The 13,900-nt window shown below is 41.8% G+C and carries 13 protein-coding genes; all 13 read right to left on the reverse strand.

Annotation, left to right across the window (positions count from 1 at the left end; all coding sequences use genetic code 11):
- Positions 1–7: 7 nt before the first annotated feature.
- The 13 genes from I2E69_RS13425 to I2E69_RS13485 all read right to left on the reverse strand — a co-directional run bounded on the left by I2E69_RS13425 (position 8) and on the right by I2E69_RS13485 (position 13,684).
- Positions 8–1,075 carry a hypothetical protein gene (locus tag I2E69_RS13425; protein WP_195461741.1) on the reverse strand — a complete coding sequence of 356 codons (1,068 nt, stop codon included), beginning with the start codon at positions 1,073–1,075 and terminating at the stop codon, positions 8–10.
- A 25-nt stretch (positions 1,076–1,100) separates the two neighbouring features.
- Positions 1,101–2,351 (reverse strand): hypothetical protein, encoded by a 1,251-nt coding sequence (locus I2E69_RS13430; RefSeq protein ID WP_195461742.1) that lies wholly within the window; start codon positions 2,349–2,351, stop codon positions 1,101–1,103.
- A gap of 6 nt (positions 2,352–2,357) precedes the next feature.
- Positions 2,358–3,488, reverse strand: coding sequence for a dTDP-4-amino-4,6-dideoxygalactose transaminase (gene rffA / locus I2E69_RS13435; RefSeq protein ID WP_195461743.1), 1,131 nt, complete (start codon positions 3,486–3,488; stop codon positions 2,358–2,360).
- Between the two features lie 13 nt (positions 3,489–3,501).
- Positions 3,502–4,704: a glycosyltransferase gene (locus tag I2E69_RS13440; protein WP_195461744.1), complete on the reverse strand. Its 1,203-nt coding sequence runs from the start codon at positions 4,702–4,704 to the stop codon at positions 3,502–3,504.
- 49 nt (positions 4,705–4,753) lie between these two features.
- Complete coding sequence (gene wecB, locus I2E69_RS13445) at positions 4,754–5,884, reverse strand: non-hydrolyzing UDP-N-acetylglucosamine 2-epimerase (protein ID WP_195461745.1); 1,131 nt, start codon at positions 5,882–5,884, stop codon at positions 4,754–4,756.
- A 12-nt stretch (positions 5,885–5,896) separates the two neighbouring features.
- Positions 5,897–6,751 carry an SDR family oxidoreductase gene (locus I2E69_RS13450; protein ID WP_195461746.1) on the reverse strand — a complete coding sequence of 285 codons (855 nt, stop codon included), beginning with the start codon at positions 6,749–6,751 and terminating at the stop codon, positions 5,897–5,899.
- Between the two features lie 4 nt (positions 6,752–6,755).
- Entirely contained in the window at positions 6,756–7,799 is a 1,044-nt protein-coding gene (locus I2E69_RS13455) for a polysaccharide biosynthesis protein (RefSeq protein WP_195461747.1), read from the reverse strand.
- A 12-nt stretch (positions 7,800–7,811) separates the two neighbouring features.
- Positions 7,812–9,044: a glycosyltransferase family 4 protein gene (locus tag I2E69_RS13460; protein WP_195461748.1), complete on the reverse strand. Its 1,233-nt coding sequence runs from the start codon at positions 9,042–9,044 to the stop codon at positions 7,812–7,814.
- A 122-nt stretch (positions 9,045–9,166) separates the two neighbouring features.
- A complete protein-coding gene (locus tag I2E69_RS13465) occupies positions 9,167–9,703 on the reverse strand; it encodes a hypothetical protein (protein WP_229095526.1) in 537 nt (178 codons plus the stop codon).
- Between the two features lie 163 nt (positions 9,704–9,866).
- Entirely contained in the window at positions 9,867–10,385 is a 519-nt protein-coding gene (locus I2E69_RS13470) for a GNAT family N-acetyltransferase (RefSeq protein ID WP_195461750.1), read from the reverse strand.
- Positions 10,386–10,392: 7 nt separating this feature from the next.
- On the reverse strand, positions 10,393–11,355 hold the full coding sequence (locus I2E69_RS13475; protein ID WP_195461751.1) for a hypothetical protein: 963 nt from the start codon (positions 11,353–11,355) through the stop codon (positions 10,393–10,395).
- Positions 11,355–12,563 (reverse strand): acetyl-CoA carboxylase biotin carboxylase subunit family protein, encoded by a 1,209-nt coding sequence (locus I2E69_RS13480; RefSeq protein ID WP_195461752.1) that lies wholly within the window; start codon positions 12,561–12,563, stop codon positions 11,355–11,357. The genes I2E69_RS13475 and I2E69_RS13480 overlap by 1 nt, the downstream gene beginning before the upstream one ends.
- A gap of 11 nt (positions 12,564–12,574) precedes the next feature.
- Entirely contained in the window at positions 12,575–13,684 is a 1,110-nt protein-coding gene (locus tag I2E69_RS13485) for a DegT/DnrJ/EryC1/StrS family aminotransferase (RefSeq protein ID WP_195461753.1), read from the reverse strand.
- Between the last annotated feature and the right edge of the window lie 216 nt (positions 13,685–13,900).

Here is a 13,900-nt window from a genome sequence, read left to right on the forward strand (position 1 = left end):
CGCACCATTACTGTTTATTGAGCGGTGATTTTCCGAAAAACATCTCTCCGTTATTGGATATCGACGAATAGTTCCCGAAGGGAAATAAATATTCCGACAGACTGTGTTCTATTATTTTGATGTCATCCTGGAATTCAGGAAATCGTCGTACCAGGTTCGTGTTTGCAGCAGATAGCTGGGGACGAAAAATCGTTTGCCGGTTGTTGTTTTTGAGATGTAGGAAATTATCGATTTTATTGACCGTCTCATCATAATTGTATACCATATCTTCGAAAGAAATCACTAGGACACGATCGTTGATTTGTTTATAGGGTTGGTTATCCCGGAGAAGCCGATAGTAGGTAATAAAATTTTCAACGGTGTCAGTCGGCATAAACCGGCCGCGGGACAGTAGCTTTACTTTGGCGAAAATGTATAGATCCCTGGGATCCCTATCTACGACAATTGCATATGGGTCGTCGTAAAACGGGAAGCTTTTAGCCGGGTTATTTCCGACAAAAGCTTGATCAAGGATCACGTTTTTTTTGAAATCGCATCCCATTGCCTCCAGCAGATTGTGGACATACATGCGAGAGGCCATATAAAAGTTCGATGGTTTGATAGCTGCCTCGACTCGTTCAAGGGGATAAAAATCGAAATTCCGTTTTACGATTCTTTTTTTCTCAAGCCACGGAATTATTCTATGTAAAATCAAAGAATCTCCGATATAGTGTTTTAGCCAATGTCCGTATTTTTGGTTGATTGCGGGGGAGAATCCGATAAAACTCAATTGAGTTATCGAAGAGAGATATTCATTGGTCAACCGGTCGATTGTTTGTCGGTCGATTCCGGTCATCACGGACCACTCCCTCGAACATTGTGCGATTAATTTTCGGAAACGCTGAATAGCATATATCCCACTGGACAATCTATTCGGGCATTTCATCAAATGATATTCTAAATCTTCCAATCCATCCGGAGCCGTAGTCAGGGTAAATTCAATATTATCAAAAACCTGGGTATCATCACATTCAAGCAGATAGTCCGTTACAGCACTTGAACCCGTTGATCCGAATCCACACGTTGAAATTATCATATTCTAAAGCTTTCAGTAAATCAGATTATTTATAGCAGCCATTTGATGCTGTATTCGTAGAATTGATCAGTAATGCCAAACCTACGAATCCTGTTGCGGCTGTTGCCGCGCCAAACGTATTGGATAAGACTGATGCTGTAATGAAAATTAAAATGAATGAATAAACCAAACCGGAATCGCTGCGATTCGATACAGCAGCCTTGAATATTTTTAGGATTCTTCCAAAGAAAAAAATGATAAATGCTAAACCGATACAACCATACTTAGCCATATAATCTGTAATCGTCGAATGCTGTCCGATTAATGACGAATATTTGCTCCCCAAATGATTTCCGACACCGAAAATGAAACTGGAAAAAGACGAAAACATCGTATTTATGTTATTCCGTAATAAAACTGTCCTGGAGGTGTAGTCGGAACTACCGAGCGACTCCTTCAACAATGCAGTAAGACGGAGGGATACCCTTTCCGGTAGAACCGCGACAAGCCAATCGAATTCGCTGCCAATAATTACAATAAACACGATTGCTACAAACGATAGGAACAGAATACGTGTTGCTCTTTTTTTTATCGAAATAATAAACATTACGAGCAACAATAAAATAGAAAGGGTCAGGCTGGTAGTTCGAGCCTCGAAGCTCAACATAAAATAGTACGAGCAGAATAATGCAACCAGATCGATTACTTTGTGAATAAACTTATGATCCGTTCGGAGTAAATATGCACAGATTCCGATATAATAGACCAGCATATTATAAAATTCGGTTTGTGCGACGTTTAAATTTATATAGTCATCGGGAGCATCATAAATGTAATAATGGATATTTTCAATGGTATGGCCTAAGTAGATATTATCCAGTATATTCAGCAATACTACAATTTGAATTATCCTCAATAGCAAATGCCTCCATCTGGCCGGATAGTGTTGTAGGATGTAGGAAGATTTATACACTAAATCGAAAAAACACATCACTAGGAAATAATTGCCGATCTCCGCCGTTGAAAAACCCACAACCTTCAATAGTAATTCCCAGCAAAACCAGATAAACAGAGGAATAGCCAGGTTGGGGGCCTTATAGGTCGGTTTTCTCCTTGAAAAAAAGACTTCGATATACCAAAGGAGTATGATTCCGATATAGATCAGTTTTGGAAGGTTGCGATTGAGGACAGGAGTGATTGCAATGACGACTGTCAGTAATAATAAAAAAGCATTTACATATAATCCTTTTGATATGGGCCTACATATATTTCCATATTGTGGGGCACTGATATTCATTATAATTTATTTTGTATAAAATGAGTATATCAGAGATACTACCGACTCGATATCGCTGTCCTTCATTCCATAGTACATTGGTAATCTCAACAACCGGTCGCTTTCCGCCGTTGTATAGATGTCTTTGCCTACAAAATAGCCGAATTTTTGTCCGGCCGGAGCCGAATGTAACGGGACATAATGAAACGCTGTTGCTATGCCATTTTCTTTCAAATATGAAATCAATTTTGTCCTTTCATCGAGGTTTTTTGCTTTGATATAAAACATATGGGCATTATGCGAACATTCGGCGGGAATGTAAGGCAACTCTATCCGGTTTTTATCCGACAACGGTTTTAATTCCAAGTAGTATTTGTTCCATGTGCTCAGTCTGTTGTTATTGATTTCATCGAAGGCATCCAGTTGAGCGGACAGATATGCGGCATTGAGCTCGCTTGGAAGATAGGAAGACCCGTAATCGACCCACGAATATTTGTCTACCTGACCTCTGAAAAAGCGACTTCTGTCAGTTCCTTTCTCCCGTAATATCTCAGCCGGCTCAATATATGTTTTGTCGTTTATCAACAAAGCGCCGCCTTCACCCATACTATAATTTTTCGTTTCATGAAAGCTGAAACATCCGAATTGACCGATGGAACCCAGGGGTTTGTTTTTGTAGGAGGCGTTGACACCTTGTGCGGCATCTTCAATTACCGACAACCTATATTTGTTTGCAATGTCCATTATCATATCCATCTCGCAGCCTACTCCTGCATAGTGAACGGGAACGATCGCTTTTGTTTTTGGGGTAATGGCAGCCTCAATAAGGGTTTCGTCCATGTTCATCGTTCGAGGATTGATGTCTATAAACGCAAGTTTGGCCTTCAACTGAACAAATGCGTTTGCCGTTGATGAAAATGTATATGACGGCAATATTACTTCATCTCCCGGATTAATGCCGGCCAATCTTGCGGCCATTTCAAGGGAGTGTGTACCCGATGTCGTTAGTAAAACCCGGGGCGAATGCGTTTTGTCTTCCAAGAATCGGGAGCACTTTCTGGTAAACTCTCCGTCTCCGCAAATTTTATGATTATTAATTGCCCGGAGCAAATAATCTTGCTCTTTCCCAATGTAAGGAGGAATGTTGAAGGGTATCATTTTATTATTTATGTTAATTGATGGATTTACCTGCATCTAAAAGTTTCTCATAGTATTTTTGATTATCATACCTTTGAACTGCATATGCGCGGCATGTATCGATCGTGTCCTGCGTCTTCTTGCGGGTCTTTTTTATGACATCAACCATCTGGGATACATTTTTTGCTTCGATGAAAGTGGCAGTTGTTTCATCGGCAATGTATGGCATGCCGGAAATATTGAAACAAAGCAGAGGAGAACCACAGGCCAATGCCTCCAGGCAAGCATTCGGCATTGTATCGAGCAAACTCGGGAAAACAAATAAATCCGCGAGGGAATAATATTCTGCAAGTTTTGACTGGTTTGCTTCGAATCCTACCGGGATATAGTTGTCGGGGCAAAGCGAAATATCTCCGGTGTAACCGACGTGCACAAAAATAAACCGGTGGTCGTTTTTAAGTGCCTCTGCGGCTTGCATAAAATATTTGCAACCTTTTCTTTCGTACGAAAGAGGGGCTACGCAGACGAGAATGATCTTTTCCTCTGCTATATTTAGTTGTTTTTTTAATTTCGCGACCTCACGGGGATAATATAAATTGATATCTATCGCTTCGTCTACGATATCAGTTTTTATATTACGCATAAGAGGAGATTTCTTCGATGCTATTATCGTATATTCCGGCCCGACAAAAACGGCTTTTCTTAATTGGGAATATGCCTTTTGCTTGATTCGATAGATAAGCCGGCTTCGATCGAAAAACAAACTCCGGGGATACTCCCGTTTTTGCGGACAATTACCGCAGCCTGACAAATAGTTGGTACATCCGTTACTATATCCGCACTTGCCCAGAAACGGGTATTCATCGGCCATGATATAGATGAAACGAATGTTGTTTCTGACGATAAAATCGAAAAACAGTTTTTCATTCAGATAATACCCATGGAGTCCTATTCCGTAAATCGTATCGATACGCTTCGTCTTTAAAAACCGCAAGAGTCTGCGCGTAGCCCACTGAGAGTAGAAGCCCTGAGCCCCGAATAGACGGCAGAGCAACGCATGCAGGTAGAATTCAAAAACACGATCTATCCGATAGTGCGTCTCATCAATCTGTTTTAAACCTCTGCCGTAGCAGAAAAACGAATTGTAGCCTTTCTGCAATAGATATTTGTGCAATCCGGAACCAATTTTTCCGGTACTGCTCTTATGGACCGAATTCACGATCGCAACGTTTCGCATAAACGCCATTTTATTTTGTAATAAGCATCCTTAGATACTCCGATTGAGATTACTGCGTTTTGCGCCAGATCATTTTATTTACAATGCCCGTATAGGACTGGATCAATTTCACGACTTTGGTGGAAACATTATTGTCTGTATAAGCAGGTACATCTGTCCCTAGATCACCATTGGAATGCATGGACACGGCTAAATCGACAGCCTGAAGAACCTGTTCGGTCGATATGGAACCGATAATAAATACACCTTTATCCATGGCTTCCGGACGCTCGGTTGATGTGCGTACCGATACGGCAGGGAATTTAAGGTATGCGCCCTCCTCAGGAACGGTCCCGCTGTCTGAAACCACACAAAAGGCATTCTGCTGGAGTTTGTTGTAATCGAAAAATCCGACAGGCTGGTGCTGAATGACCCGTTTGTCGAATTTGAAACCGCGCTGCTCAATAAATTTTTTCGACCTGGGATGACAAGAATAGAGTATGGGCATGTCATATTTTTCGGCCAGGGCATTCACGGCATTCATAAGGCTGAAAAAATTAGATTCGATATCGATATTTTCTTCCCGATGTGCGGAAAGAAGAATATATTTATTCGGTTCGAGTCCGGATTCGGTTAAGATGTCGCTCTTATTGATCTGTTCGATTGTTGAATCTAAAACTTCGGCCATTGTAGATCCGACAACAAATGTATATTCGGGTTTTACCCCACAGTCGAGAATATATCTGCGGGCATGTTCGGAGTAACAGAGGTTGATGTCACTGGTTACGTCGACAATCCGCCGGATAACCTCCTCCGGAAGGTTTTCATCTTTGCATCTGTTGCCTGCTTCTAAATGAAATACCGGAATTTTCAACCGTTTTGCCGCTATTACCGACAGGCAGGAATTCGTATCGCCAAGAACGATAACTGCATCCGGTTTGACTTGTTGCATCAGTTCGTAGGATTTCGCAATTACGTTTCCCATCGTCTGTCCCAAGTTTTCTCCGACCACATTCAAATAGTGATCGGGTGCCCGCAATCCCAAATCCTTGAAAAAAACCTCATTGAGCGTATAATCGTAGTTTTGTCCCGTATGGACTAAGATATGGTCGAAATACCGGTCGCATTTTTTGATAATGGCCGACATTTTTATAATCTCGGGACGAGTGCCGAGTATTGTCATTAATTTCAATTTGTTCATGGCGATTCGTTATTATAATTTATAATGTGGATACATATCTTTGTGGGCAATTATCCATTCGGTCAACTCGGCGATCATCGGCTCGTACTCTGGAATAAGATACCCGAATTCGAACCGTGTCCTTTTCAAGGACTTATCGGCATTAATGCCTTCAACCGGAGTAATCTTTATCGAGTCGTTTCGTAAGTAATGATTGAACAATTGGAGCAAATTGTATTTGCAGATGGAATTGGTAGGTACCATATTATATAAACCGTGAGCTTTTTCTTTTGCGGCGGCTTCTACTGTTTTGGCAAGTTGCAGGCTTGTCTGACCAGTCCATATTGCTTTGGTAAATCCGACGATTTCGCCTTGTTGTTTCATAAACCAGTTCATCAAACCGATGCCATCCGGATTAATATCAGGACCGACTGTCGAAGTGCGTAATGTTATATTTTTATCGTCTTCAAGCTCTCCGAGCGCTTTAGAGCGGTTGTAGAACGTTGTCCCGTCTGGGAAATCTGCTTCTGTATATTCGCCGCGTTTACCGGAGAATACACAATCGGTACTTATGTGAATGATCTGCGTATCAGTGCCGCATGTAACCTCTGCTAAAAAATGCGGAAGATATGAATTCGAGAATGTGGCAAGGGCTTTGTCCTGTTCTGCAAATTGATTGAGAATGCTGATGCAATTAACTACCGAATCATATTTGCCTTCCGTAATGAGCGTTCTCAATAATCCGGTGTCTCTCGTGTCCCCGATAATACTTTTTACATACCGGGATAAATTGCGATCGACCCCGAAAACTTCGTGTCCTTTTTCCTGGAGATACAAGGATATGGTATGACCCGCCATTTTGTTACATCCAAGTACTAAAAATTTCATAATACTATTGATTTAATTTTTGTTGTTCGCGTATATATTCTAATTTCAGCAATTTTTCCTTGACTTGTTCAACAGAAAGGAGTTTGGTATTATTGGAGTTGAATTCGGAAAGGAGATTCCGTTTCATGTCCCCATGAATAAAATATTTATCATAGTTTAACCCTCGTTTATCGCAGGGAACCCGGTAAAAATCGCCCATGTCGATAGCTTGGGCACATTCTTCGTTAGTCAGGAGCGTTTCGTACATCTTTTCTCCGTGCCGAATACCGATGATCTTAATATCCTCTTTTTTGCCTCCAAACAGTTCGCATATAGCCTCGGCTTGTGTTTGGATTGTGCAGGCAGGAGCCTTCTGAACCAGAATATCTCCATTTATTCCGAATTTAAAAGCAAATAAAACGAGATTGACAGCCTCATCGAGCGACATAATGAAGCGGGTCATTTTTGGCTCTGTCAATGTAATGGGCTGTCCTTCGCGAATCTGGTCGATCCACAACGGAATAACCGAACCGCGCGAGCACATCACATTACCGTAACGGGTACAGCATATTTTTGTCTTATTGGACGATACGGTTCGCGATTTCGCAACTATAACCTTTTCCATCATCGCTTTTGAAGTTCCCATTGCATTGACCGGATAGGCGGCCTTATCCGTAGATAGGCAGATTACGGTTTTAACACCTTCCTCGATTGCTGCCGTGAGCACATTGTCTGTTCCCAAGACATTGGTTTTTACGGCCTCGATCGGGAAAAATTCACAGGAAGGCACTTGCTTCAAAGCCGCTGCGTGGAAAATGTAATCCACACCGTGCATCGCATTTTTTACTGATGCAAGATCACGAACATCACCGATGTAGAATTTAATCTTTTCGGCAACATCGGGCATTTTAGCCTGAAATTCATGGCGCATATCGTCCTGTTTTTTCTCATCACGAGAGAATATCCGTATTTCACCGATATCTGTTCTCAAAAAACGATTGAGTACCGCATTTCCGAACGATCCCGTTCCTCCGGTAATCATTAAAGTCTTGTCTTCAAAAATTGACATATGTTCTGATTTTTAGCTGTTTGCAATGTGTTGATCCATCTTATTGAGTAACATGTCTTTATCGAAATGTTCGCAATAGTAGTTTCTCGCATTGGCAGACAGTTGGTCTAATTCTTCCTTCGATTTATTAGCCAGACAAATAATCATCTCGGCCAATCCGTTTGCGTCAGACGCCGCTGCCGTAACACCGCATCGGGCCTTTTGGATAATGTCCCTGATTTCTCCGTCGGCGCATACGATTATAGGTTTTCCGCAAGCAAGACATGATTGTGTTTTGGCCGGAATGGTCATTGCGAATACTTCATTTTTGGATAAACAGATTAACGAAGCTTCTGTTTGTGCGAACAGATTGGGAATTACTGTCGCCGGAACCTTGGAATGGAGAACGAAAAATTCATTTAAATGGCAATCGTTTATCTGTTTGATTAGGGTATCCTTGTAGCGCCCGTCACCAACAATACAGAATTGGATATTATCGTTCCCTTTTTCGCGAAGGATTTTTGCGGCATCAATCAGCACTCCGAGTCCTTGTGCTTCTCCGATATTACCTGCAAATAGTATCTTGAACTTGTCATTAATCGGGAAGATTTTATCGGTGGCCGGAATTTTATCCGAATTGACGGGCTTGTAAAAATCCTCGGCATATTGGGGCCAAAATATGAGTTTGTTTTTAGGAACTCCTAATTTGGATATCGACCCGATGAAAGACTCTGAGGATGTAAATATCTTATCGCACCCTTTGTATATTCTTTTTGTTAGCTTTTCGATTGGTCCGATAATCAGTCGGTTGCGTATGCCTGTAATAATCTCGAAATTATCAGGCCATAAGTCTGTTACATATATATGACAAGGAATTTTTCTCCTTTCCGCGATCCATACGCCGACAAGCGCCTGCGTCATGGGGGAGACTTCATATATGAAAACGAGGGACGGATTTATTTTAGTGAAATGAGACCAGAACCAGCCGGAGATAACAAACGAAATATAATTTAGCGCCAGCCTAATCGAACTATGCCCTCTTGAAATTAACGGTATCCTGATTATTTCAATGCCGTTCCATATTTCGTGTCTGTTCTTGAACCAGCCGTATCCTTTGTAAAATTTGCCTTGCGGATAATTGGGTATCCCGGTAACAACGGTTACTTTATATCCCCGCTTTATCCACTCTGTACAAATGTCGTTTATTCTGAATTGTTCCGGATAGAAATATTGTGCAATAACCAGAATGTGTTTTTTATTCTCCATTTATAACGATTTTGCTGGCTAGAGGATGTGTGGCAGATTTGAGGATCATTTTTGCACATAAATCCACTTTCGCATATATTTATGCGAACAATTTGTAGTAGCTATTTAGATTGAGATACGGTTTATTCGTAGTCTTCCCTTATGCCCCAAAGTTTACGAAACCGATTTTGTTGCTGTTCATTTTTAAAATCCAGCAACCAGTCGATATACGAATAGGTTGAATGGTAGTTTAAATCCCGTTGCGTCTTCGAAATATCCAAGTGATTTAATAAAGCATCTGGTTTTTCACGCCAGTATGCAACACCCCAGGCGGAAAACTTTTGGGATTTATAGGCCGAATCGTCCATACCACCCATATCGATAGGATAATTATATCCGCATATTGCCATCACGGAAGAGTCATCCTCAAATCGGTCCAGACCGGAGTTTATGTAGTCCAGAAAAGCAGGAGAAAACTCATTGTCGTCTTCAGACGCAATGAGCCTGTCATATTTAGAGAATGCATATTCTTTGATTCTCTTATAATTTTCATTTACCCCCAGATTCACATCCGTTTTAAAAACTACAACATTTTTAAAGCCATCAATACGACCTGAATCCAGATACTCCAATATTTTATGATAGCCATAATCATGTTTGGGCTCAGCAGGATAATCCAAACCAATAATCAATTCGGTCTTATCTGCATGGGTACACTTTGAAAGGGATTCGACACACCTCCTGAAGTGTTCATATCGGCAAAGTGTCGGAATGATTACCGGTGCAAATGATGATATATTCCCAATACGAGAGTCTCTCATTTTATGAAAGCCGATGGTTGCTTTAAATAAAATCCGATGCTAAAATGGATAAAACGATTTGATTCTTAAATCCTCCGTTTTTATATACGGATTGACGAAGAATGCCGTCTTGACGATATCCTATCCTTTTAAGCATTTTTATAGATTGAATATTATCTTCCAGAACCAGGGCTTCAACCCGGTTCATTCCGCGTTCCTTGAATACAAATTCAAGCAGTTGCCGGAGGGCTTCTCCGGCATATCCGTTCCCCCAATAGTCTTTATTTCCGATCAGCACATGCGAACGACAAGTTCGGTTGATATAATTAATATCCGTAATATATACATTCCCGATATACAGATCATTTTCTATCAGACAGATTGCAAGTTTGATATCCTTGGTTTGTGCAATCGTATCTTCTACCCATTTTTTTTCATAGGCCGAAGATACATAATACCGAGTCCCCCCTAGCATGCTCCATATTTGAGGATCGCGACGCCATTCTATCGATATTTTATAATCGTCAGGCTCAAAAGCGCGCAGATAAACTCTGTTTTCCATGAAATATCTATTTATTAATCAATTCAACGATGCTGTTCATCTCATTTTCTCCGTAGCGCTGATCAATCGGAATAGCGATTATCCGATCTGCCAATTGATATTCAATCGAATCCGCATCGCACCACTCGAAAACATTCGGCCAATAAGTGGCAACAAATATTCGATGGGCTATCAACCTTTTTTTTAAGGTTGGATCATTCGTATAAAACGGATAAACCATCGGACAAGCAAAATCTTCCATTGCCGGAACAGGCAAGAGATTTCGTTGCTTAAGGGCCTGATGCAACAATCGAAAATTGCGAATACGCCGTTCTTTTACCGTATCAAAATCGACGGAAGACAATAGGGCCTGCGTCAACCAGGACATCCGCCGTATCGGTTGATTGGCCAGCTTTCGACTATTGTCCTTAAAATCCGGATACCCCGCTTCTGCACCAAGGTCATACCGTTTCAATAAATGGCTGCAGCGATCATAGGAATAATCCATATCATATTTTTGGATATCTGCTCCATCGTCCATAACAGCAATGCCCCCATCGGGAACACCAACAAACTTACGCGGGCTGTATATTGTTTTCACACCCGTAAATTCAGGGCAGAAATATGCTTGCGCATTATCGACAATCAGTCTGTCGGCATATTGGCTAGCAAGAGCTTGAATATATTGGTCCTTAATACCGAAATAATTTGTTACGAGGATATATTCATCGCTTCCCAATATAATTCGGTCCGATATTTCCAATTGATCGTTAATGGAGTAAAAAACGTATGGAATTTTTAATTTCAGGATCGGTTCAAGAATCACATCGCAAGTTAAATACGGAACATATATTTTTGCGATCTTCGGCAATGACAAAAATATGTATTCCAATGCATTTCTTCCGCTATTCACACAGACACCCTCGGAATGCAGGAATTTTTGTTTCTGTCCGGCCAATTCAAGAGAGAAATATCCTCCGATCGGATTCATTATGCTATATTTATTTTCACAAGTTCATCCTTATGTGCACAGAAATAATCCATGCTTTCGACTGTATCAAAGTGCAAAAATATAATACCCAAAGCTTTGCCGGCACCGTCGAAAAATTCCACAGTATCTCCCGTTTTTTTGTAAATGACCTTGCGATAGATATTCTCCTCGATTTCTTTCGCAAATTCGATCCCGGAGAATGTACCGTTTTCATAGCAGTGCAGCACATAGTGCATAAAACAGCCTTCATGCATTTTCAACATGAAGTCGGGTTTCTGTCCCATGGCAGCACTAATATTGGCTTTCACGAGATCGACTCCAAAAACATCCGAAAGCTGCAGGGGAATCATATTCCCGCCGGCCCGCGGGCCGAGTTCGAGAAAATGAACGTTGTCTTCTTCGTCAAGAAGTATCTCGATATTCAATTCTCCGAATTTAATATCGAGAGATGTAATTATACGTTGCAACTCGTCATGTACCCGTTTCGTCTGAGCTGCATCCAAGCCACAGGGCCATTTTTTACCAATGGGAATTAACCCCAGTCCGTCACGATCTCGCAAACAGGACATTTCACCGTAAAGCACGATTTTACCATCCCATACAAAAATATCACCTCCGATAACGGCAGGAAACCCTCTCTCGATATATTCTTCGATAATTAAGATCTTGTTACGCGCGTAACTATCCGCCCATGCAATGGCCTTTTCAAGGTCATCCGTATTTTCCAGTTTTGTAACCCCTTTCGATCCGGAAGAATCCGTAGGCTTGACAATAACCGGAAAATGGAAATGCCCGATCCCTCTTTTTATTTCGTCAAGCGGAGTATCAGGACAAAATACATAAACTTGAGGACAAGCAAAATCATGTGTCCGAAGAAATTCCCGGAATCGATGTTTAACCCCCAAAATAGCGACCGATTCTGATGGATTTGTCGGCAGGCCGAGGCGTTCAGCCACAATAGCTGCGGGAAGCGCCGCCGGATCGGAAGCATAGGCGAGAATACCATCCACCCTTTCGCGTTGGGCGACTTCGTACACGGCTTCGACATCCGTAGTACTGATATTATAATATTTATCTGCCGCATATTGGCCGGGGTTATCCGGCAGGTAATCGCAAAGAACAGTATAAATACCCATCTCCTTTGCTGACCGTATGGCCACAACCTGCTGAGCCGAACCTCCCAGCATGAGTATTTTCTTTTGAGACATGAATTGTCAAATTATTTTACAACGCATTCCAAAATTCGTTCGATATCACTTCCTGCCAGAATATGATGCATAGGCAAACATATGACCGAATCCGCCATTTTATGTGCATTGGGGAGATTTTCAGGACGAGCACTCGGCAGACCTCGGTAGGTTGAAAATTCACTGATGAGCGGATAAAAGTAACGGCGAGCCAGGATGTTCTGTTCCTTCATTTTAAAGTAGAGTTCGTCCCGAGACATCCCGAATTCCTCTTTATTGATAAATATCGGGAAGTAGGAATAATTGTGGTCGACGCCTTTTATGTCATCCAGAATCCGGACGCCATAAACGTTATGAAGAGCCATGCGATAGGCCTGTGCGACTGTTTTTCGACGAGCAATGGCGGCGTCGACGTATTTTAGATTGAGCAGGCCGAATGCAGCACGCACTTCATCCATTTTGGAATTGATACCGGGTGCGACGACCTCCGTTTCGCCAGCAAAACCGAAATTTTTAAGATAGTCGATGCGTTTCTTTGATACCTCATCGTGGCAAATCAAAGCTCCGCCTTCGATCGTTGTATATGTTTTTGTTGCGTGAAAACTCAACGTCGAAATATCACCTTCTTCAAGAATCGATTTCCCATTCACCTTTACCCCGAAAGCATGCGCTGCATCATAGATGACTTTCAGACCGTATTTATCAGCAATCTCCTTGATCCGTTTGGTATTACATGGATTTCCGTAAACGTGTACAGGCATGATCGCCGTTGTTTTCGGAGTGATAGCCGCCTCGATTTTATCTGGGTCCAAACAGCCGGTTACCGGATCGACATCTACGAAAACAGGTTTGATCCCATTCCACCAAAGCGAGTGTGTGGTAGCTACGAAACTAAACGGAGTCGTAATAACCTCTCCGGTAATGCGAAGAGCTTGTAGTGCTGTGATCAGAGGTAATGTGCCGTTCGTAAATACGCTGATATATTGAACATTCAAGTATTCGCACAATGCCTTTTCAAGGAGGCGATGGAATTGACCGTTGTTTGTAATCCATTTGCTGTCCCAGATTTGTTGTAAATAAGGGATAAACTCCTCCAATGGCGGAAGCAGGGGCGATGTTACGGTAATTTGTTCGTTATTCATATTCTGACAAGCAATTTCTACTATTGGAGACTGGGCTTTTCCCGATCTTGACTACGAGTTGGCTTTACCTTGAATATTGCCTAAGCCTTCCTTGTCGTACTGCTCAAACCTGGAGTTTTTGGAAATGAACTCGGGAACGGTCTGTTTCATCAGCCTTACCATCTGCGGGATGTCGACCGAGCGGGAGAGCGTCTCCAGTTCTTCGGCGACGCGGCA

Origin of the sequence: Alistipes sp. D31t1_170403_E11, from assembly GCF_015553985.1 — a bacterium.
Lineage (GTDB): Bacteria > Bacteroidota > Bacteroidia > Bacteroidales > Rikenellaceae > Alistipes > Alistipes montrealensis.

Bases quoted from the DNA above. Each gene is read 5' to 3' on its own strand.
- I2E69_RS13440 (WP_195461744.1), bottom strand. From the start codon at position 4,704: ATGCGAAACGTTGCGATCGTGAATTCGGTCCATAAGAGCAGTACCGGA.
- I2E69_RS13475 (WP_195461751.1), bottom strand. From the start codon at position 11,355: ATGAATCCGATCGGAGGATATTTCTCTCTTGAATTGGCCGGACAGAAA.
- I2E69_RS13455 (WP_195461747.1), bottom strand. From the start codon at position 7,799: ATGTCAATTTTTGAAGACAAGACTTTAATGATTACCGGAGGAACGGGA.
- I2E69_RS13430 (WP_195461742.1), bottom strand. From the start codon at position 2,351: ATGAATATCAGTGCCCCACAATATGGAAATATATGTAGGCCCATATCA.
- I2E69_RS13425 (WP_195461741.1), bottom strand. From the start codon at position 1,075: ATGATAATTTCAACGTGTGGATTCGGATCAACGGGTTCAAGTGCTGTA.
- I2E69_RS13450 (WP_195461746.1), bottom strand. From the start codon at position 6,751: ATGAAATTTTTAGTACTTGGATGTAACAAAATGGCGGGTCATACCATA.
- I2E69_RS13480 (WP_195461752.1), bottom strand. From the start codon at position 12,563: ATGTCTCAAAAGAAAATACTCATGCTGGGAGGTTCGGCTCAGCAGGTT.
- I2E69_RS13485 (WP_195461753.1), bottom strand. From the start codon at position 13,684: ATGAATAACGAACAAATTACCGTAACATCGCCCCTGCTTCCGCCATTG.
- I2E69_RS13460 (WP_195461748.1), bottom strand. From the start codon at position 9,044: ATGGAGAATAAAAAACACATTCTGGTTATTGCACAATATTTCTATCCG.
- rffA (WP_195461743.1), bottom strand. From the start codon at position 3,488: ATGATACCCTTCAACATTCCTCCTTACATTGGGAAAGAGCAAGATTAT.
- I2E69_RS13470 (WP_195461750.1), bottom strand. From the start codon at position 10,385: ATGGAAAACAGAGTTTATCTGCGCGCTTTTGAGCCTGACGATTATAAA.
- wecB (WP_195461745.1), bottom strand. From the start codon at position 5,884: ATGAACAAATTGAAATTAATGACAATACTCGGCACTCGTCCCGAGATT.